The following is a 19,699-nucleotide window of genomic DNA, read 5'->3' on the forward strand; positions in this document are numbered from 1 at the left end:
TTGCAACATCATCTGCTGAGATTAACCCAGGTATGTTTTCAATGCTTTGCTTCTCGATACGTGGCGTAATCTTCTGATCGCTTTTTCTTTGATCTGACGAACGCGTTCACGGGTAAGGTTAAACTTCTCACCGATCTCTTCCAGCGTCATGGCATGCTCGCCATTCAAACCGAAATACAATGCGATAACGTCCGCCTCACGCTGTGTCAATGTGCAAAGTGCACGCTGCACTTCCTTACGCAATGATTCATTCACCAAACCGGAATCAGGCTTGTCTTCCAGATCATTCTCCAACACATCCAGAAGGCTGTTTTCTTCACCTTGAACGAATGGAGCATCCATGGATACGTGACGACCAGAGATCTTCATCGTATCAACAACCTCGGAAGAAGAAATTTCAAGCACTTCTGCCAATTCCTCAGGAGAAGGCTCACGCTCGAAACGCTGCTCTAGTTCTGAAAAAGTCTTTGATATTTTATTTAAAGAACCTACACGGTTGAGGGGTAAACGTACAATCCTGGACTGCTCAGCAAGCGCTTGCAGAATAGATTGGCGAATCCACCAAACTGCATAAGAAATGAATTTAAAACCTCTTGTTTCGTCAAAACGCTGAGCAGCTTTAATCAAACCCAAGTTTCCTTCATTAATCAAGTCGCCCAATGACAAGCCCTGATTTTGATATTGCTTGGCCACAGACACTACAAAGCGAAGATTCGCCTTGGTAAGTCTTTCCAATGCAAGCTGATCACCATCCCTAATTTTCTGAGCTAACGTCACTTCCTCGTCCGGCGTCAACAAATCCACCTTCCCGATTTCTTGCAAATACTTGTCTAACGACTGACTCTCACGGTTGGTAATTTGCTTACTGATCTTTAGCTGTCTCATCTATCTTTTATTATTTTTATATATAACGACATTAAATATTGCCCCTGTTTCCAAAAACACTATTTTAATCATTTTTGTTCTCTGGCTTCGGCAGCAATACTTTCCGTGACAGACGATACTTACCAGTTTTCTTATCGATTTCTACCAATTTAACCTGAACTTCCTCTCCTACCTCAAGAACACCGTCCATTTTTTCAAGACGTTCCCATTTGATTTCGGATATGTGAAGCAAGCCGTCTTTTCCTGGCAAGAATTCAACAAACGCACCAAACGGCATGATTGATTTCACTTTACCAGAATAAATCTCTCCGATTTCTGGCACCAGGATAATTCCTTTGATACGGGCAACCGCCTTATCCATCGAAGTCTTATCGGCAGAGAATATACTTACAAATCCTGCTCCATCTTTTTCCTCGATAGAAACCGTAGCGCCGGATTCTTTCTGGATATCCTGAACAACCTTACCGCCAGGCCCGATTACGGCACCAATCATTTCACGGTCGATCTTGATCACGACAGCACGTGGTGTATGTGGTTTCAGATCAGCACGGCTTTCAGTCATCGTCTTGTTCATTTCACCCAGAATGTGCAATCTGCCTGCTTTTGCCTGCATCAGCGCCTCTGTCAAAACTTCATACGAAAGTCCGTTTACTTTCATATCCATCTGGCAAGCCGTGATTCCTTTTTCAGTTCCGGTTACCTTGAAGTCCATATCGCCCAGGTGATCTTCGTCACCTAAAATGTCCGAAAGAACCGCATATTTGCCTGTTTTTTCATCGGAAATAAGACCCATAGCAATTCCTGAAACCGGTGCTTTGATCTTCAAACCTGAATCCATCAACGCAAGAGAACCAGCGCAAACAGTCGCCATCGAAGACGAACCATTTGATTCAAGAATATCGGATACGATACGGATTGTGTATGGATTGTCCTCAGCAACGGGCAATACTTTTTTCAATGCACGCAAAGCCAGGTTACCATGACCTACCTCACGACGGCCAGGACCACGGTTTGGTTTTACTTCACCCGTTGAAAATCCAGGGAAGTTGTAATGCAGCATGAACTTGCTGTAACCGTATTTCATCGGCGTATCAACAATCTGCTCATCATTTTTCGTACCCAATGTTACCGTTGTCAATGACTGCGTTTCTCCTCTTGTAAACAAGGCAGAACCGTGAGCATTTGGCAAGAAGTCGATTTCAGAAGCGATAGGACGAACTTCATCCAGTTTACGGCCGTCAAGACGGATCCTTTCATCCAAAACCAGGCGACGTGATGCTTCCCACACCAGGTCATTGAAATAACGTTTTGCAAGGGATTTGTCAAAACCTTCTTCATCCTCGGGAACCGAAGCAATGAACTCTTCCCAAACTGCTTTGAAACCTTCTTTTCTAACAGTTTTATTGGTTGAGCCCAGCTGGGTTACCTTGTATATTTTATCGTATGCAAATGTTCTCAAACGAGCTTCAAGCGCTTCGTCTGCTGCATCGCCTACATATTCTCTCTTTTCTGTTTTGCCAACTGCCGCTTCGAACTCTTTCAAAGCAAGACATTGCTGCTTGATAACCTCATGAGCTACTTTCAATGCTTCCACAACCTCTTCCTCCGACACTTCGCTCATTTCGCCTTCTACCATCGCGATGTCATTGTAGGTTGCGCCTACCATCAGCTCCAATGTTGCACGTTCCAGCTCCACTGAGCCCGGGTTAACAACGTACTGGCCATCAATTTTCGCAACGCGAACTTCTGAAACCGGTCCGCCGAAAGGAATATCGGAAGCGGCAAGTGCAGCAGAAGCTGCCAAAGCTGCCAATGCATCAGGCAATGCAGTTGCATCAGCCGACATCAGCATAAGGTTAACCTGAACTTCTGCGTGGTAATCATCCGGGAACAACGGACGCAAAACGCGGTCCACCAGGCGGCTTGTCAAAACCTCCGGATCAGACAACTTGCCTTCACGACGCTGGAAGCTTCCGGGAATACGTCCCGCAGATGCGAATTTTTCTTGATAGTCAACTGATAATGGCAAGAAGTCAAGACCTTCTTTAATATCTTTATTAGCTACAACTGTCGCCAGCAACATGGTGTTGCCCAAACGAACTACAACCGAACCGTCGGCCTGCTTTGCTAATTTCCCTGTTTCAATGGTGATTTCCCTTCCGTCTGGCAAGGGTATAGTCTTGGTAACTATATTAAAGAGCATAAAATATTGTTTTTTGTAGCTGCGAAACGCCATCCTGACGTTCCAAATTTGTTAATTCCGCAAAAAATCAGGGAACTTTCATGTAGATGAAGTTCCCTGATTCTAAATTACTTACGTATGTTCAGTTCGGCAATAATCGCACGGTAGCGGTTAATGTCCTTTTTGTACAGATAATCCAACAATCTACGGCGCTTACCTACCATTTTAAGTAGACCAAGTCTTGTATCGTTATCTTTTTTGTGCGTTTTTAAGTGCTCGTTCAAATAATTGATACGATACGTAAATAAAGCAATTTGTGATTCAGCAGATCCAGTGTCTCCGCCTTCTTTCTTGAAACCTTTTGATTCGAAGATCTCGGTCTTCTTTTCCGCGGTTAAATACATAATTGTAACAACAGATTAATTATTTTTGGACTTTTCACAGCACCCTGCTGTAAATAAGGACGCAAAATTACGATTTTCGGCCTGAAATAAAAATATAATTTTACTATGATTGAATAAGCGCGCTTTTGCCAAATCTACTTGCCCATCTTTCTTTTATTCTTTTGACAAACATCAAATAGACATCTTTTTCAAACAACCGCGAGTCACTACGGGCCCGGTCGATGAAGTATAATCCGGTTAAAAGGAGCACTGTATTAGCCATCCACGCGCCTACGGGCACAGCGAGCATGCCTTCCCTTACCCATTTGTCGCCCTGGTTAGTCAGGACATAAAGCAGGATAAAGAAAATAATGGATACCAGGACAGGCACCCCAAAACCGCCTTTTTTAATGATGGCACCCAGCGGCGCGCCAATCAGGAACATGATCAGGCAGGATAATGCATTGGTATATTTATGGTGTTTTTCCAATTCATACTTGGTTGCATCTTTCAGCTTCGTCTGCAAGTAATCCTTCTGAGATTTGGTGTAGCTCAGCATACTGTTCGCCGCGCTTTTTGTATTCATTAAAATCTCCTTTTTCAAGCTGTCCGAAACAGGTTTATTCAGCAAAGAATCAATCCAGGGGCCTTTTTTCAGCGTTTTATCGGTTCCTTCGCGGTAATTGTAGGAATAATATTGCTGGCTGCCGGCCACGAGATTTTTCCGCGTCTCATTATAGGAGTTACGGAGCGAATCGGCCGTTGAAGTCAGGTCGCTGATGTTCTTCATAAACTCGTGGTATTTGAACTGCCCTTCATCCGTGCGCTTCATACCAAACGAAGAAAGGCTTTCCGTCAAACGGAAGTGCTTGAACGAATTGCGACTGAAATTGGAGTAATTCGGCATGCTGCCGCCACCTATCGGTGAGGATATATACGCAGGCCGCGCGGTGCCGGAACTCACCTCATCCGTGTAACGCGTTCCGTTATAAAGCTCGATCACCAGGTAACGGTTATCATTGATGGAATACATCCGGCCCGAGTCAGCAAGAATGATTTCGGTGTTTCCCACTTCATACGAACGGTTGCTATGCTTATAGATCACCATTCCCTTTAACTTACCATTCTCTTCCTTCTTATCCACTTTAATGCTAAACCCAGGGAGATCATTATAAAAAATCCCTTCCTTTATCTTCAAAGTGGCTTTCGTGGTCTTAATATCATATAAAAGGCTGTAACCCTTCAAATTGGCCCACGGAGAAATTCGGTCATTGAAATAAAATGAGAAGGCACTGACGGAAACTGCGACAATGAAAAGCGGCGCCATAGCACGCACAACCGATATGCCTGCACTTTTTATGGCCGTCAGCTCGAAAAATTCACCCAGGTTACCGAATGCCATCAGCGATGACAGCAGCATGGCCAGCGGAAGCGCGGTAGGAACCGTTATCAAGCTGAAAAAGAAGAATAATTGCGCGTAATCCGTTATCCCAAGGTCTTTGGAAACGAAATCATCTATGTAAAAAATCATGATTCGCATCAGAAAGACGAAAACCACGACAGACATTGTTATCACAAAAGGCCCCCAAAAGGACATTAATATAAGCTTATCAAGCTTTTTCATCAACTACCAACGATATCTTTCAAATTATCAATAAAGCCATCCCAAAGCGAAGCCATCTCCCGCTCATCGCGGTTGGACGAATAGTCGGTCACGCGCAGGAATGTTGTCTGGGTTAACTCGCTAACTTCAAGTTTTAGTTCCACGTGATTGTTGTCCAGATTATCATCGCTTGTATTTTCAAAATCAAATCTTACTGCTTTATTGATACGCAAACCGGTCTGTCTGGCAATGTGGCTGTCACCGTCCCACTGGAAGTCAAACCGGTGATCGGGCAATACAGTGACTTTTTCAGCAAACCATTGTTCCAGTCCCGAGGGCGTCGATATATATGGAAAGAGTACTTTTGGAGAGGATCGCAATTCAAATTCAGTAACAAATTTATATTTTTCCATATGAACTAAAATTAAAAAGGGTTAACCACAACAGTACCGCCTTATATGCTGATTTTAAAAGCTGTAATATAGCATAATTCAACAATAAATGTCATCAAAGTTAATTTTTGCTCTTTTATCCAAACGAAAATTTAGGGCGAAAATTGAAAAAACGCATTGGACTTTAATTTTTTTTAACATACTTTTGCACCACAATAACACGGCGGGGTAGCTCAGATGGTTAGAGCGTAGGATTCATAACCCTAAGGTCGGCAGTTCGATTCTGCTCCCCGCTACCAAAGATCAGACATCCCGGACGGATGTCTTTTTTATTGCCCTATCTGCATTCTTCTGCGTTCTGCGAGAATTAAATTACCGGATTTTCGGTTTCCCATAATAGTCTAACGCTGGTTCGCCTCTCATTCACCATGAAATTATTAATACAATACCTTAGCCGGTACAAAGCCCTCATTTTACTGGCGCTTGTACTCGCAGCCATCAATCAGGTCTTTTCGCTCCTGAACCCCTACATTCTCGGTAATTACCTCATCGACCCTTACGCCAACAAAGCACAATATTACCGCGATAATGGCCTTGATGACGCTTTTTTCAAGGGCATCCTTATCGGCCTGCTGATGATCATCGGTGTTGCCATGGTTTCGCGGATTGCCAAAGCATTTCAGGATTATGTCGTCAATGTTGTGATCCAGAAGTTTGGCGCAAACCTTTACACAGATGGGTTACGCCATGCATTACGCCTCCCATTCCAGGATTTTGAAGACCAGCGCAGCGGTGAAACACTCTCGGTGCTGCAAAAGGTTAGGGCGGATTGTGAAAAATTCATTACCAGCTTCGTTAACGTGCTCTTTGCCACATTGGTAGGAATTGTGTTCGTGGTTGTCGTTGCCTTTAAGCTCAGTCCTTCATTGCCGCTTATTTACCTGGTTGGCTCGGTGATACTGGCAGTTCTGACGAGTGTTTTGAGCAAAAAAATCAAGTCAATCCAGAAGAACATTGTCAAAGAAACTACGGCGCTGGCTGGGTCCACGACCGAATCGCTGCGGAACATTGAACTGGTCAAAAGCCTCGGCCTGACGAATCAGGAAATAACCCGTCTGAACACAACCACATTCAAAATCCTTAAACTTGAACTCAGAAAGGTAAAAAGCATCCGCTCAATAAGCTTTATTCAGGGCACATTCGTTAATTTCCTTCAACAATGTATCATGTTCGCCTTGTTGTTCTTCGTCTTCCGGGACCGGATTACCGTAGGGCAAATGATGATGATGCAGTTTTATTCGTTCTTCATTTTCGGGCCTTTGCAGGAACTGGGCAATGTGATTCTCTCCTATCGCGAGGCCGAAGCGTCGCTGAACAATCTGCAAACATTGCTGGCCAGGCCCGTCGAACGCAAGCCCGCAAATCCCGAGGTGATTACAGACATCGAAGAACTGCGATTTGAACAGGTCAGGTTCCAGCATCAATCTGCTAACCGGCCCGCTTTGGAAGATATTTCTTTTGACGTAAAACGGGGCGAGACCATTGCGTTCGTAGGACCGTCCGGCTCGGGAAAGACGACATTGGTCAAGCTTCTTGTGGGCCTTTATCATCCCATTTCGGGAGCTGTATATTACAATGGCATAGATGGTAATAACATTGATTTTGATGAAATCAGGAATAAAATCGGCTTTGTAACGCAGGATACGCAACTTTTTTCAGGCACAATAAAAGAAAACCTGCTTTTTGTAAACCCCGGTGCAACGGATGAAATGATTAATGATGTGTTGCTGAAAGCGGCTTGTTATAACTTGCTGTCGAGAGCTGAAAGCGGGATTGATACGGTGATCGGCGAAGGCGGGTTGAAACTTTCGGGTGGTGAGCGGCAGCGTTTATCCATTGCCCGTGCGCTGCTGCGTGAGCCGCATTTGCTGATTTTCGATGAGGCAACCTCTGCATTGGATTCGCTGACAGAAGAAGAGATTTCCAACACAATCCGCAACATTACCGATCAGCGTCAGCATATTACGGTAATGATTGCGCACAGGCTGTCTACCATTATGCATGCAGACCGGATTTATGTCCTGGAAAAAGGGCATGTAGTGGAAACGGGAAGCCATCATGCTTTGCTTGACGAAAAAGGCTTGTATTATGCCATGTGGCGCCAGCAGATCGGTGAGCGCAAGGACGAGTCGGTCCTTTCTTCCTAATGTATACAATAACCAAAAGCTAGCAAGATTCAGGTTTTTCAGCGGTCCTTCGGCGCCTATTTTTGTCCTGTCAATACTAGATTGGATCAAACAGAAATAAGACGAATGAAAAACATTGAAACATTGGATTGGAGTTGCATGACGGACGATCTGCACAGAAAAGGATACGCATTAATAGAACAGGTCCTTTCGCCTTCGGAATGTGATGAGCTGATTGCATCTTACAATGAACCAGCACATTATCGGAAGACGATCGTGATGGAGCGTTACCGGTTTGGGTTAGGAGAATATAAATAATTCGAATATCCCCTGCCAGACCTGATCCAGCATTTACGACAGAGCTTTTATTCAAAACTTGCCCCGGTCGCTAATAAATGGATGCAAGTCCTCAACATTGACCAACATTACCCTGCTGATTTCCAGGACTTTCAGACGAAGTGTCACGAAAAGCAACAAACAAAGCCTACCGTGCTGATCCTGAAATACGGCGAAGGCGGGCATAATACGTTGCATCAGGACTTGTACGGAGATCTGTTCTTTCCTATTCAGCTGGTTATTTTCCTTAGCGACCCTGAAAATGATTATACAGGAGGAGAATTTGTGTTGACCCAACAAACACCGCGCGCTCAGTCGAAAGCCATCGTTTTGAAACCCAGGAAAGGAGACATACTGGTCTTCACAACCAATTTCAAACCCGTGAAGGGAACCAAAGGTTACTATCGCGTCAATATGAAGCATGGCGTTTCCGAAGTGACTTCCGGGAACCGCTTCACGCTGGGAATCATTTTCCACGACGCACTAAGCTGAAAGCCATGATCAGGCACTCGGACCTCGGACCTCCGTCGTTTCAAACGAGCAGAAGGTTGAAGAAACTAATTGACGATCACGTAATCTGTTATGGCGGAAATGCTCGTCTCAAAATTTTCGGAACATTGCAATGTAATTCGGGAAAGCGCATGAAAATGAAAAACCGGGTGTTTTTCAATTCAGAGAAAGAGGCAATGTCGCAAGGTTTCCGACCATGCGGACATTGTATGCGGGAAGCTTATTTAAAGTGGAAACCAAAACGGCACATTACGCTAAAATCTTGAAAGTGAGGCTCCGCCAGAGATAAAAGACCAGGTAACTCTCCCAGCCTGCAAACTGCTGAAAAAGTGCATCGATCTTGCCTGTTTCACTTCTATCATGGATAATGTTGTGATTGGAGAGTGCATTCAACAGACCGATATCACCATGCGGAATGCCGCCAGGTTCCTGCAACGACTTCATTAAAACATAATTAGCCGTCCATACACCGATTCCCTTATGATCCGTCAATGCTTTTTTACGTGCTGCAAAGTCGGGTAATGCGCGAATTGCTTCTTTATCCAAGCTCCCGTTTGCAAACGCCCTGGCAATGCCAATCACGTAATCCGATTTTTGCTTCGAAAACTGCATTTCCTTTAAAAGGTCCGGATCAGCTGCTGCCAGCACTTCGGGCTCGGGAAAAACGTAGTAAGATTCATTTTCATGGTCGATTCGCTTGCCATAATGTTCCACCAGCCGCCGCTTCACTTTATAGGCAAAGGACAAATTAATCTGCTGACCGATAATGCACCAGCAAATGGCTTCGAAAAGATTGGAAATGCCAATCACCCGCAGGCCTTTATAATCTTCGGCCATGTAGGCAATGCGTCCATCAGCTTTCAGCAAGTCGTAAAACGGCTGAATGTTCGTATCCATATCAAACCATTCACGCACATAACCAATGAGATAAGATTTATTTTCCTGCGTTGCTTCTCCCTTGAGAATTTCCAATTCCAGGAAACCCGAATGCTCGCGGATGGACACCAGCAGCATTTCCGCTCCCACTTCCAGTGCCTTAAAGATGGTATCGCCTTTAATGATATGCAGGCAATCATCGTAATTCCTGTTAAGAAACCACAAACATTCTTCAAAACTAAAAAGCGCCGGAACGGGGATTAAGACCTTATGCTCACTATTCATTTACCAAATATACCGCAACTGCAAACAAGCCAAAACCTGTTTCTTGCTGCATGATGACCTTAATGTACAATTTTGAAAACCAATTCTTTAAGCAGTTCACCTTCCGGAATGCTCACGCCGTCGAGCCCTTTCAGCCGTGCATCACATTCGCGAAGATAATGTATAATGTTGGCCACTTTGGGAAGCGGATAATTGCGGATAGCCAGCAGGTAATCTTTTACAAAATAAGGGTTGACACCCAATTCGGTAGCAAGCCCTTTCTCTGATTTATCTTTGCTGGCGTGTGCAAGCAGCACTTTTGTGTAAAAACCAAATAAAATGATCAGGATCGGAGCCAGCGGATTATCCTTGGAATTTTGGGAAAAATAAGTGGCAATCTGGTTGGCCTTCATGACATCACGCGTCATCAATGCCTTTTGGAATTCAAACACATTATATTCTTTACTGATGCCTACAAACCTTTCAATGGCTGCGGCATCAATTCCCTCATCTACGCGGAGGTTAACCAGGATTTTCCGGATCTCGTTCGACAACCGTTTCAGATCGTTCCCAATGTTATCGACCAGCATCTGCACGGCCTTAGGACTTATTTTGACGCCCTCATGCTGACAAAATGACGCTACCCATTCGGGTAACTTGTTGTCGTACATCTTCTTAGACTGCACCACAACCCCATTCGTATTGATTGATTTGATGAATGTCTTACGCTCATCAGCATTGGCATGAAAACAAAAAACCAGCACCGTGCTGTTCAGCGGATTGAGTGCATAATCCTCTAACCTGGCCTGCTGTTCCTTCTGCTCGATCCCGCCCAGCTTATTTGCATCTTTCACGAGGATCAGCTGCCTTTCGGCCATGAAAGGAAACCGCCGGGCATAGCTAAGCACACCAGCCACATCCGTATCCTTTCCATACAGAACGAATTGATTAAAACCCTTTTCAGATTCAGGAACAACACGTTTTTCCAGTTCTTCGGCAATGGAATCGATGTGGTAAGGCTCATCGCCGTGCAGAAAATAAATAGGCCTGAACTTCTTACTTCTGATCTCTTTCAGGACAATGTCCGGTGTTTGGGCCATAGGGTGTGCCGGTAGGCAATAATGTTAATGTGTTAATATAAACTCCTCGGACTGTTTTTGAAGTTCCGGAAAGAAGCGTAAAAATTTATCCCTGTAAAACTCCTCATTCTCGCGCAGCTCCAGCATCGCATTCCGCAGCGGCGCAAGATAAGTAGCCCGCCTGGACATCCTGTGAAAGGTAAGCTCCACGCCTTCCAGGGTGGCGTAGCTTGTAAGCCAGTCCTCACGGATCATGGCCTGCACCAAACGCGTCATATGCTCGGGAATAAAGTGCTCATTCTTCCTGATCAGCGCATAAATATTGCGGGTGTAGGTAAATAGCGGCTCAGCCTGAAACTGATCGAAATGCTGGGCAAGAAAATAGTCAAAATAGATATCCATCACAATTCCAGCCAGCTTTCCCTGCGACAATGCAGCCTTGTGCGTGGCTTCACGGACAATTTCGTGCTGGTCTGTGAAAAAATCAATGTGCCGGTGCAGCTTCAAGCCGGTGACAAAATCCGGGTCCCATTCGGCCGTCTTTTCGTCCGTCAGACGGCCCTTTATGAAATCGCCCACATAATTGCCCATCACCACGCCTTCCTTATTTCCTGATAGCAAAATGTGTGCTAAAAAATTCATCTAAATGGCATTTTGGCAAATTTGCCGTACGTTTGTTTTCCCTGCTCTACTTGGAACAATTTTTTACAACAACAATTATTTTAATCAAACTAGCAAATGAAAGTCGAAAAAAATAACGTGATAGCGTTAACATACAGCCTGAGAATTCCTGACACAGACGGCGAAACAGATGTCGTTGAAGTGGTTACGGAAGAAGATCCAATGTACTTCATACAAGGCATCAGCGGCCTTCCCGAGGGTTTTGAAAACCAGATCGAGGGACTTGTTGCGGGTGATATATTCGAATTCACGGTGGCCCCGGAAGAAGGTTACGGCGAGTTTGATGAAGAAGCCATTGTCGAATTGCCAAAAGCAGTTTTCCAGATGGAAGACGTTAATCAGGACGAATTATTGCAAATCGGTAACATTATTCCGATGACCAACGAAGACGGCGAAAGAATGCACGGTCAGGTTGTTGAGATCAAAGACGACATCGTTGTCATGAACTTCAATCACCCATTGGCAGGAAAAGAAATGCATTTTAAAGGGCAGATAATTTCAATCCGTCCAGCCACAGCAGAAGAAATCAGCCACGGGCATGTGCATGGTGCTGGTGGGGTGCATCATCATTGATTTAATTTTGACCGGGTCGCCGGGCGATGAGTGAATGAGTGAATACAAAACATTCAGTCATTCACTCATTCAATCATTGAATACTGCTCCACCTCCACGCCGAAACGCTTCAGAAACTCCACCCCTTCCTCCACTGCGATTCCCTTGTAAGCGGCGTACGAATGCAGGAAAATTACTTTTTTGATTTTCATTGTATAAATAACCCTGGCGCAGGCAATGCACGGCGCTAATGTTACGAAAAGCGTCGAACCCTCGATATTTGAGCCATTTTTTACTGCAAATAAGATAGCGTTCTGTTCTGCATGTAATGCGAGTGAGCAGCTTCCTTTTGCATCTCTCGGGCAACCCACTTCCGGAAATTCTTCATCACAGTTATGCGTGCCGGCAGGAGGACCATTGTAACCGATTGAAATGATGCGGGTGTCTTTCGTTAATACCGCACCCACCTGTGCTTTGATACAATGTGAACGCAACGCCAGATTTTTTGCTAATTCCATGTAGATATCATCAAATTCCGGGCGCAATTTCGTTGTAGATAATGTCATTCGTTTCTTCAATAATTTTTATACAAACTTATCGAATTGAAAACGGGATTCAACATAAGATTTCGAAGTATGATCAGAAGTTTTTTGCTTATTCTTTCACTGTTTTTCACATGCCTGCCTGGTTTTTCACAACAGGAAAAGGTTGTGTTGAAACTCGCAATGGATCAGGCATCATTAGTCAAGAGCTATAAATTTTTTGTCCAGGAAGTTGAAGATCAGCGCATTATTCCCGGTTCTGGACTGGGAAAAGTGATTGTGCTGGGAAAGGAAACGCCTGTTGCATTGCCGGGCAAGGTGGATAAAGAACTGTTTAATTATTGGTCCTTCGCAGCACCCAAAAACCAGCAGACTTACCTTCCGCTTTACATCAGCATCAAAGAGCTTTCGCTAAACGAAAAGCGCGTTGGCCCCAACAAGGTGACCGGCGAAGTGAAGCTCTCTGTAAAATTCCGCTGGTACCGAAACATGCAGCCTGTGGAGCTCACAAATTATCAGACAGCAGCAAACTATACCCGACCGGAAAGGGATTTTGTCTATGAAAAGCTCGTGAAGCAGCTGCTAGACCAATCCATTGCGCACTTTCAAAAATGGATGACGCTGAATGCCGGAAAAAATCCCGCGCTGGCCAGGAACATTCAGTTGGTTTTTAAGGAAATCAGTAATAATGACCCTGATACGGTATTTTATTCTCCGAAAAGGCCGCTGATATGGGACGATTTCAAAGTCCGGAATGCAAAGCCGGGCAGCCGGTATGCGGCGGCGGTATTTACCAGTTTTGGCTACGAAGGACGCTCCTATCCCAAAGACGATGATCTGGTGGTGGAAATCGGGCTGAAAACATTCATGGTAAAAAGCATGTCATGGGGCCGGCCGGAGTCCAGGAATGCAAGCACATTACGCCACGAACAAATCCATTTTGACATTACCAGGCTTGTAGTTGAGAAATTTAAAGCCCGACTGCTGAAAGCCGACCTTACCATTGAAGATTATGACAGCGAGATTCAATATCAATTCCTGGAAGCATTTCGCGAAATGAACACCGATCAGGAACGTTATGATGGTGAAACCGGGCACGGCCTCAATGCCGGGGCGCAAGCAGCATGGGACCGCAAAATAGCTGGCGAGATTTCGGCGGTTTACGCCGTTCAATAGGACATTACTGCGCAGTAATAAACACCGTCTCTTCCACTTCCTGACTGGTCGCGTAATTTTTAACGTAAAAATTGTATGCGTCCAAATCCTTTGCAAAAGCCCGGTCACTCACTATATAAAGCGATTTCCCCTGCTTAATGCTCACAACCTCGTGCTTGGGAATCTGATGCACGACCATTCGGTCCGAATCGCGAGTCTGAATGCTTTTAGAAACAGAATAGGTTGTAAAAAGCATGACCAGCAGATAGGAAACTTTTACATATTGATAAGATCTTATGTGATACGCATACCACGTTGTGAACAGGAGCGCATATAACAAAACTACCTCAATTTTATCCAGATTAAGGTTTTCCAATAAATATCCGGGCAACGATTTGGGCACAGAAACGGCAATGTTCGTCAGAAAAGCCGACAGCCAAACTATTTTATTAATAACCACTTGCAGCCAAAGGACATTCAATGGCGACACCAGCAGGAGCATCAGCGCAGCCGGCAACAGAACGTTTGTAAAGGCGATCACGAATGGATTAACCAGCCAGAAATAAGTCGGAAATTGATGAAAGTAAAACAAGCTGAGCGGGAATGTGGCCAACTGTGCCGCGAATGACAATGCAGAAATCTGCCACACAAATTTTAAGATCCTGTTCTGCGGCGTAAAAATAGCGTTTAAAGGCTCATAAAGCAGGAATATTCCGCTCATGGCCAGGTAAGAAAGCTGAAACCCTACATCGTAAAGCGCAGCCGGATCAATGAGCAGGATCAACAATGCAGACAATGCAAGTGTATTCATGGCGTTTTGTTTCCGGCCAAAAACCTCCGCAACAACAAACACAATGCACATGAGCGTTGCCCGCTGCACCGACGGCGGCAAGCCTGTTACCAATGCATAAAAGCCTAGCAACCCGATCATCAGCGCTAAATAACCCATCTTTCCAACACGCCAGCGCTTCATCCAACCCAACAAATGACTGATAACCAGGAAAATGATCGCAACATGCATGCCCGAAACCGAAAGAATGTGAACGGTCCCGGATGTCGTGTAGTCGCTGATCTGGTCAGAGCGGAGATCATCTCTCCTGCCTAATAACATGGCTTTAATCAACCCGTAGGCTTCGTCGTCGTCCACATTTTTCCTGAACGTTTGCGCAGCCCATTTCGAAATGCCGTTGCTCCAATGGTTAAGAAAAAGAGAATGGTCAGCAATGGGCATGATTTGAAACGAACGCTCCGTCAGGTAATCGGTCCATACAATTCCTTTGTTTCGCAGATATTGCCGGTAATCAAACTGCATTGGATTTCCGGCTTCCATCGGGCGTTCTAATGTGCCGTTGACTATGATCGTGTTGCCGGGTTCGGGGATGTTGCTCGCGTCGTGGCTGATGTTAATCAATGCTTTCAAATCAACCTTACTCCACTTCTCCCGCACCTTTATGCGCGTGATATGTGCTTCATAGCGAAGTGTTTTCGTGCGTTTCTCTGGTAAGCTCTTAATTTCCGCTTCATAAGCATCATATCCAGCATTTGCGAGCACTTTAATGTTCGCTTCATTATGTTGCTCGAAAGTCTGCATCGTCCATGCGCCCAGCGAAACAAAAAACAGTGCGAATGCAATCCCGAATGCTGTTTTCAGGATTTTGATATAGAAAATAAAACAGACGGCTAGAAAGAAAAGCGCCAGCGACAGAAGCAATGCCGGTGTTCCTGCAAAATGAGGAATGATTTCGCTCAGCAAAATGCCGGTAATGTAAGACAGTACAATCCCGACGAATGGCGACCGTGTCAGCATATTAACGAACTACAAACCGTTTGGTGACCGTTTGTCCGCCGGATGAAACCCGGTAATAATAGAGTCCGCTTGGGAATTTTTGAACGTCGAGATAACTGAGGTTAGTGGCACCGGAAGTGATAAGCTGGCCCCGCTGATTGAAAACTTCAACCGTGAAAAGTTGAAAATTCGGCGTAAAAACGCTGGCTGTTAATGTCTCGCTCACTGGATTTGGAGACAATTCAACCAGGAGATCTTCACCGCTGATTTTTGAAAATTCCACCAGTTTGGCCCTCCTGGGACTGAGTTCGAGGACGGCATGCATCCGCTCTTTCTGATCATTGGTAAATACACTCATGCACCCGTCAGGAGAATAATCCATGTAATTCTCAATCATATTCCGGGTTGTGACACCCCGACATTCGGAAAATACGGGTGTGCAGGAAATATCGGTTGTTTCATTTTTGGTAAAAGCAGTCGGCGTATCATCACAGTGGTCGGTCCCGCAGTTCCGGTCTCCCCAGATGTGGATCAGTCCCAGCCAATGTCCCACTTCATGCGTGGTGGTGCGGCCCAGATTGTAAACGGAGCTGGTGATGGCTGGTGAGTTTCTGCCAAAGTAGCGGAAATCGATAATGACGCCGTCTGTTAATGCCCTGACTGCCTCATCTTCGGAAGTAGAAAGTCCTGTGGTAAGATCATTCAACTCAGTAACAACCGGAAATTGGGAAGTGCCCAGATAGCGGTCAGCCAGGCGGCAGACCCATATATTGAGATAACGGCTGGTTGCCCAAGCGGGCGAAATTTCAGCCAGATCGTCCGCTTCGGTAATGGGACTGAATTGGTTCTTTTCATTGTAAGTCCGTAATACTGTTACCAGTTTGAAGCGGATGCGCGTATCAACTCCCAGGGAATCGGTGTAAAAACCTTTGTAACCGGAAGCGTTGCCATAATCTTCGTTCAAAACGTCGATCTGGCTCTGGATCTGGGCTTCTGTAATGTTTTCATTGTTCGCCCCGCCGATGCTCATATCCTCTTCACTATGAACCACATGCACCACGACCGGAATCGTTATGATCTCGTCCGCATTCGTCCTGAGCGAAGTGCGGTTGGCCTGGATTCTTTTCTGGATGGCTTGTTCCGACTTGATCCTGAGTTGCTGTAAAGCAGGAAATCTGGAAATGGTCAAAGCGTCCAGTTCTGTGCTGGCACACCGTTTCAGCAACGAATCGCTGTCCTGCGCCAGCACGAACGCTTTGGAGATAATCAACAGTAAAAAGGTCAGCAGAAGCTTACTGCTCGGCTTTATCATAAGCTGCAAGGATATCTTTTACCAAACGGTGTCTCACCACATCGGAACCATCCAGCTCAACAAAACTGATCCCTTTAATTCCTTTCAGCACTGCTAATGAATCAATTAACCCTGATTTCAGGTTTTTAGGTAAATCAATCTGAGATTTGTCACCGGTAATGATGGCTTTGGAACTGGGGCCCATCCTGGTCAGAAACATTTTCATTTGCATGGGCGTCGTGTTTTGTGCTTCGTCCAGCAGAATAAATGCATTGTTTAATGTCCGTCCGCGCATGTAAGCGAGCGGCGCGATCTCAATGGTGCGACTTTCCAGATACAATTTCAGCTTTTCCGGTGCAATCATATCATCCAGCGCATCGTAGATCGGGCGCAGGTAAGGATCGATTTTTTCTTTCAAATCACCCGGCAAAAAACCCAGGTTTTCGCCCGCCTCAACGGCCGGACGTGTTATAATGATTTTTCTGACTTCCTTATTTTTCAAAGCCCGCACGGCAATGGCCACCGCGGTGTATGTTTTTCCCGTTCCGGCCGGTCCTACTGCGAACACCAGGTCGAATTTCTCCGCCTGCTCCACCAGCAGTTTCTGGTTTGGCGTTTTGGCCTTCACAACCAGCCCCTTATTGCCATAAATGATCACATCCGCATCATCTTCTGCACTGGCAACGGGCGATTTAACAACGCCATTTAAATAACCTTTCACATTGTCGTTGGTAACCTTGCCGTATTTTTGATAATGGGCTATTAATGAATCCATTACATCAGTGATACGGATTATTTCAGGAGCGGTGCCCTGAATGCGGATCTCGTTTCCGCGTGAAATAATTTTGCTTCCAGGGAAAGCGGCTGCAACTTCCTTGATATTCGCATTGTGAATACCCAAAAAATCAACCATTGAAACGTCCTCGAGCGTGATGATTTTTTCCAGCAAATGAATTAAAGTTTAGTGTTTTCCTATTTGTTCTAAAATTTAGTAATAATAACGAACAATTGTAATACAAAACATGAGAAATACAATTATGATTTGATATTTGAAAACGAAAAATGACCTTATTTTAATCAACTCTTTCATTATCAGAGCCGGACAAAATGGATCATTTCCTGAAAAAAAATTTTTGCCTGAACTTAACCTTTCCTGCTTTCTTACGGGTCATGCTTTCCTTAACTTTGTAGTAACATGGAAAACGACAAGGCATCCGGCAATTTCTCGAAATCAGGCTTTAAACAGAACAATCAGGGGCGCAAGCCAATGGGCGCCAGAACGCCCGGTACTGATCAGACTTTCAGCAAGTTACCTCCTCAGGCGGTTGACTTGGAAGAGGCAGTTCTGGGTGCATTAATGATTGAAAAGGATGCGCTGACAGCTGTTGCGGACATTCTCCGCCCAGACAGTTTTTATAAGGAAGCGCACGTCCGGATCTACACCGCCATCATCACGCTTTTCGCTGATTCGGAGCCTATTGACATGCTGACGGTGACTTCGAAATTGCGCAGCACCGGAGAGCTCGAACTGGTAGGCGGTGCGCCGTATATCATGGAGCTGACTTCAAAAGTGAACTCCGCCGCCAACATTGAATTTCATGCGCGCATTATTTCCCAGGCTTTTATCAAGCGCGAGCTGATCAAAGTGGCTTCGGAAATCCAGCGCGAGGCTTTTGAAGACACCACAGACGTTTTCAGGCTTTTGGACAAAACCGAGCAGAGCCTTTTCCAGATCTCCGAATCAAACATTAAGAAAAATTACGCTGATATGGGCGCGCTGATGCGACAGGCACTGGCAGAACTCGATCAGAAAAAGAATAATAAGGATGGTCTTACCGGTGTGCCATCCGGTTTCAGCGCCCTTGACAGACTTACCTCAGGCTGGCAGAAAACGGAGTTAATGATCCTAGCGGCTCGTCCGGGTATGGGAAAAACGGCATTCGTCGTTTCTTCGCTCCGTAACGCTGCCGTGGATTTCAATATGCCTGTTGCCATTTTCTCACTCGAAATGTCCTCGGTTCAGCTGGTTAACCGTCTGATTTCGGCTGAGGCAGAGATCGATAGCGAAAAAATCAGGAAAGGAAGCCTTGCGCCGCACGAATGGGAGCAATTGCACCACCGCATTCACCGGCTTACCAATGCGCCCATTTACATTGACGATACCCCTGCCCTTTCCATTCTCGAACTGCGTGCAAAATGCCGCCGTCTGAAAGCCCAGCACGACATTCAAATGATCGTGATTGACTACCTCCAGTTGATGACGGGAGATACGGGTGGCAAAGGCGCAGGAAACAGGGAACAAGAAATTGCTATGATCTCGCGTTCGCTCAAAAACCTGGCGAAAGAGCTTGATGTGCCGGTAATCGCACTTTCTCAGCTTAGCCGGGCCGTTGAAACGCGTGGCGGTGAAAAAAGGCCTCAGCTTTCGGATTTAAGGGAATCAGGATCGATCGAGCAGGATGCCGATATGGTTCTTTTCTTATATCGTCCTGAATATTATGGTATTACAGAAGACGAATCAGGAAATTCTGTTGCCGGGATCGGTGAAGTGATCGTTGCCAAAAACCGTGCAGGATCACTGGATACGGTTCAGTTAAGATTCATTGGAAAATATACCAAATTCACCGACCTCGACTCACAATTCACCCCGGCACCATTCTCGGTAGACCGGCCCATCCCAACCACAAACCCCATCGCATCATTCGAAAGCCAAAGCAAGCCCGCCCCCGCAGGCGGAACGCTCAGGAGCAGAGCAAATGATCTGAGTAATTTCGATTACAAAGGCCCCGATAGCGAACCGCCGTTCTGACTTCGGCTCCGCTCAGTCTGACAGTAACGTTAGGACTTCGGCTCCGCTCAGTCTGACAGTAGAGTTAGGACTTCGGCTCCGCTCAGTCTGACAGTAACGTATTGCTATTATCATATTGCGCACAGCCAAAGTCCGGTCTAAACGAGCATAGCCAAAGCCGCTGTCAGACTGAGCCGAGCCGAAGTCC

General features: G+C 45.5%; 19 protein-coding genes and 1 tRNA gene. 8 read left to right on the plus strand and 12 right to left on the minus strand.

Translation table 11 applies throughout. The features are described from left to right. Nucleotides 1–21: 21 nt before the first annotated feature. The 5 genes from LZG74_RS20640 to LZG74_RS20660 all read right to left on the minus strand — a co-directional run bounded on the left by LZG74_RS20640 (nucleotide 22) and on the right by LZG74_RS20660 (nucleotide 5,466). Complete coding sequence (locus LZG74_RS20640) at nucleotides 22–885, minus strand: RNA polymerase sigma factor RpoD/SigA (protein WP_015810559.1); 864 nt, start codon at nucleotides 883–885, stop codon at nucleotides 22–24. A gap of 64 nt (nucleotides 886–949) precedes the next feature. Then, a complete protein-coding gene (pnp, locus tag LZG74_RS20645; RefSeq protein ID WP_233798391.1) occupies nucleotides 950–3,088 on the minus strand; it encodes a polyribonucleotide nucleotidyltransferase in 2,139 nt (712 codons plus the stop codon). Nucleotides 3,089–3,195: 107 nt separating this feature from the next. Beyond that, nucleotides 3,196–3,471 (minus strand): 30S ribosomal protein S15, encoded by a 276-nt coding sequence (gene rpsO / locus LZG74_RS20650; RefSeq protein WP_026628777.1) that lies wholly within the window; start codon nucleotides 3,469–3,471, stop codon nucleotides 3,196–3,198. Between the two features lie 103 nt (nucleotides 3,472–3,574). Next, nucleotides 3,575–5,074, minus strand: coding sequence for an LptF/LptG family permease (locus tag LZG74_RS20655; protein WP_233798392.1), 1,500 nt, complete (start codon nucleotides 5,072–5,074; stop codon nucleotides 3,575–3,577). Further along, nucleotides 5,074–5,466 (minus strand): START-like domain-containing protein, encoded by a 393-nt coding sequence (locus tag LZG74_RS20660; protein ID WP_026628779.1) that lies wholly within the window; start codon nucleotides 5,464–5,466, stop codon nucleotides 5,074–5,076. The genes LZG74_RS20655 and LZG74_RS20660 overlap by 1 nt, the downstream gene beginning before the upstream one ends. A 201-nt stretch (nucleotides 5,467–5,667) precedes the next feature. Between LZG74_RS20660 and LZG74_RS20665 the strand changes: the two genes are divergently transcribed. The 5 genes from LZG74_RS20665 (at nucleotide 5,668) to LZG74_RS26275 (ending at nucleotide 8,743) form a co-directional block, all read left to right on the plus strand. Further along, a tRNA-Met gene (locus LZG74_RS20665) sits at nucleotides 5,668–5,744 on the plus strand. A 129-nt stretch (nucleotides 5,745–5,873) separates the two neighbouring features. After that, nucleotides 5,874–7,652 carry an ABC transporter ATP-binding protein gene (locus LZG74_RS20670; protein WP_233798393.1) on the plus strand — a complete coding sequence of 593 codons (1,779 nt, stop codon included), beginning with the start codon at nucleotides 5,874–5,876 and terminating at the stop codon, nucleotides 7,650–7,652. Nucleotides 7,653–7,757: 105 nt separating this feature from the next. Beyond that, nucleotides 7,758–7,949: a hypothetical protein gene (locus LZG74_RS26440; protein ID WP_310589357.1), complete on the plus strand. Its 192-nt coding sequence runs from the start codon at nucleotides 7,758–7,760 to the stop codon at nucleotides 7,947–7,949. Between the two features lie 12 nt (nucleotides 7,950–7,961). Continuing rightward, complete coding sequence (locus LZG74_RS20675) at nucleotides 7,962–8,459, plus strand: 2OG-Fe(II) oxygenase (protein WP_310589374.1); 498 nt, start codon at nucleotides 7,962–7,964, stop codon at nucleotides 8,457–8,459. Between the two features lie 5 nt (nucleotides 8,460–8,464). Further along, on the plus strand, nucleotides 8,465–8,743 hold the full coding sequence (locus LZG74_RS26275) for an Ada metal-binding domain-containing protein (protein WP_255699453.1): 279 nt from the start codon (nucleotides 8,465–8,467) through the stop codon (nucleotides 8,741–8,743). Here LZG74_RS26275 and LZG74_RS20685 read toward each other — a convergent pair. Genes LZG74_RS20685 through LZG74_RS20695 form a run of 3 tightly spaced genes read right to left on the minus strand, consistent with a single transcriptional unit; the run spans nucleotide 8,727 to nucleotide 11,338 of the window. After that, the gene (locus LZG74_RS20685; protein ID WP_233798394.1) at nucleotides 8,727–9,638 is read right to left on the minus strand and encodes a DNA-3-methyladenine glycosylase; all 912 of its coding nucleotides are present in this window, start codon (nucleotides 9,636–9,638) and stop codon (nucleotides 8,727–8,729) included. The genes LZG74_RS26275 and LZG74_RS20685 overlap by 17 nt on opposite strands. A 59-nt stretch (nucleotides 9,639–9,697) precedes the next feature. Further along, entirely contained in the window at nucleotides 9,698–10,717 is a 1,020-nt protein-coding gene (gene holA, locus LZG74_RS20690; RefSeq protein ID WP_233798395.1) for a DNA polymerase III subunit delta, read from the minus strand. Nucleotides 10,718–10,741: 24 nt separating this feature from the next. Then, nucleotides 10,742–11,338 carry an ACP phosphodiesterase gene (locus LZG74_RS20695; protein WP_233798396.1) on the minus strand — a complete coding sequence of 199 codons (597 nt, stop codon included), beginning with the start codon at nucleotides 11,336–11,338 and terminating at the stop codon, nucleotides 10,742–10,744. Nucleotides 11,339–11,434: 96 nt separating this feature from the next. On the opposite strand from LZG74_RS20695, the gene LZG74_RS20700 reads away from it, so the two are divergent. After that, nucleotides 11,435–11,950 (plus strand): peptidylprolyl isomerase, encoded by a 516-nt coding sequence (locus LZG74_RS20700; protein ID WP_026628786.1) that lies wholly within the window; start codon nucleotides 11,435–11,437, stop codon nucleotides 11,948–11,950. 65 nt (nucleotides 11,951–12,015) lie between these two features. On the opposite strand, the gene LZG74_RS20705 is transcribed toward LZG74_RS20700, so the two are convergent. After that, on the minus strand, nucleotides 12,016–12,495 hold the full coding sequence (locus LZG74_RS20705) for a dCMP deaminase family protein (RefSeq protein WP_233798397.1): 480 nt from the start codon (nucleotides 12,493–12,495) through the stop codon (nucleotides 12,016–12,018). Between the two features lie 69 nt (nucleotides 12,496–12,564). On the opposite strand from LZG74_RS20705, the gene LZG74_RS20710 reads away from it, so the two are divergent. Further along, nucleotides 12,565–13,647: a hypothetical protein gene (locus LZG74_RS20710; RefSeq protein WP_233798398.1), complete on the plus strand. Its 1,083-nt coding sequence runs from the start codon at nucleotides 12,565–12,567 to the stop codon at nucleotides 13,645–13,647. A 4-nt stretch (nucleotides 13,648–13,651) separates the two neighbouring features. Here the strand turns inward: LZG74_RS20710 and LZG74_RS20715 are convergent, their stop codons facing one another. From LZG74_RS20715 to LZG74_RS20725, 3 genes are read right to left on the minus strand one after another with little or no spacing between them, the layout of a single operon-like run. Continuing rightward, nucleotides 13,652–15,433, minus strand: a complete 1,782-nt coding sequence (locus tag LZG74_RS20715) for a ComEC/Rec2 family competence protein (protein ID WP_233798399.1) — start codon at nucleotides 15,431–15,433, stop codon at nucleotides 13,652–13,654. 1 nt (nucleotide 15,434) lies between these two features. Continuing rightward, nucleotides 15,435–16,724, minus strand: a complete 1,290-nt coding sequence (locus LZG74_RS20720) for a M43 family zinc metalloprotease (protein WP_233798400.1) — start codon at nucleotides 16,722–16,724, stop codon at nucleotides 15,435–15,437. Further along, complete coding sequence (locus LZG74_RS20725) at nucleotides 16,705–17,652, minus strand: PhoH family protein (RefSeq protein ID WP_233798401.1); 948 nt, start codon at nucleotides 17,650–17,652, stop codon at nucleotides 16,705–16,707. Before LZG74_RS20725 ends, LZG74_RS20720 begins: the two co-directional genes overlap by 20 nt. A 246-nt stretch (nucleotides 17,653–17,898) precedes the next feature. Between LZG74_RS20725 and dnaB the strand changes: the two genes are divergently transcribed. Further along, nucleotides 17,899–19,512: a replicative DNA helicase gene (gene dnaB / locus LZG74_RS20730; RefSeq protein ID WP_233798402.1), complete on the plus strand. Its 1,614-nt coding sequence runs from the start codon at nucleotides 17,899–17,901 to the stop codon at nucleotides 19,510–19,512. Nucleotides 19,513–19,699: the final 187 nt, after the last annotated feature.

It is taken from the genome of Dyadobacter sp. CY327, from assembly GCF_021390415.1.
Taxonomy (GTDB): Bacteria; Bacteroidota; Bacteroidia; order Cytophagales; family Spirosomataceae; genus Dyadobacter; species Dyadobacter chenhuakuii.

Coding starts and splice junctions, on each gene's coding strand:
- LZG74_RS20640 (WP_015810559.1), bottom strand. CDS start 885: ATGAGACAGCTAAAGATCAGTAAGCAAATTACCAACCGTGAGAGTCAG.
- pnp (WP_233798391.1), bottom strand. CDS start 3,088: ATGCTCTTTAATATAGTTACCAAGACTATACCCTTGCCAGACGGAAGG.
- rpsO (WP_026628777.1), bottom strand. CDS start 3,471: ATGTATTTAACCGCGGAAAAGAAGACCGAGATCTTCGAATCAAAAGGT.
- LZG74_RS20655 (WP_233798392.1), bottom strand. CDS start 5,074: ATGAAAAAGCTTGATAAGCTTATATTAATGTCCTTTTGGGGGCCTTTT.
- LZG74_RS20660 (WP_026628779.1), bottom strand. CDS start 5,466: ATGGAAAAATATAAATTTGTTACTGAATTTGAATTGCGATCCTCTCCA.
- LZG74_RS20670 (WP_233798393.1), top strand. CDS start 5,874: ATGAAATTATTAATACAATACCTTAGCCGGTACAAAGCCCTCATTTTA.
- LZG74_RS26440 (WP_310589357.1), top strand. CDS start 7,758: ATGAAAAACATTGAAACATTGGATTGGAGTTGCATGACGGACGATCTG.
- LZG74_RS26275 (WP_255699453.1), top strand. CDS start 8,465: ATGATCAGGCACTCGGACCTCGGACCTCCGTCGTTTCAAACGAGCAGA.
- LZG74_RS20685 (WP_233798394.1), bottom strand. CDS start 9,638: ATGAATAGTGAGCATAAGGTCTTAATCCCCGTTCCGGCGCTTTTTAGT.
- holA (WP_233798395.1), bottom strand. CDS start 10,717: ATGGCCCAAACACCGGACATTGTCCTGAAAGAGATCAGAAGTAAGAAG.
- LZG74_RS20695 (WP_233798396.1), bottom strand. CDS start 11,338: ATGAATTTTTTAGCACACATTTTGCTATCAGGAAATAAGGAAGGCGTG.
- LZG74_RS20700 (WP_026628786.1), top strand. CDS start 11,435: ATGAAAGTCGAAAAAAATAACGTGATAGCGTTAACATACAGCCTGAGA.
- LZG74_RS20705 (WP_233798397.1), bottom strand. CDS start 12,495: ATGACATTATCTACAACGAAATTGCGCCCGGAATTTGATGATATCTAC.
- LZG74_RS20710 (WP_233798398.1), top strand. CDS start 12,565: ATGATCAGAAGTTTTTTGCTTATTCTTTCACTGTTTTTCACATGCCTG.
- LZG74_RS20715 (WP_233798399.1), bottom strand. CDS start 15,433: ATGCTGACACGGTCGCCATTCGTCGGGATTGTACTGTCTTACATTACC.
- LZG74_RS20720 (WP_233798400.1), bottom strand. CDS start 16,724: ATGATAAAGCCGAGCAGTAAGCTTCTGCTGACCTTTTTACTGTTGATT.
- dnaB (WP_233798402.1), top strand. CDS start 17,899: ATGGAAAACGACAAGGCATCCGGCAATTTCTCGAAATCAGGCTTTAAA.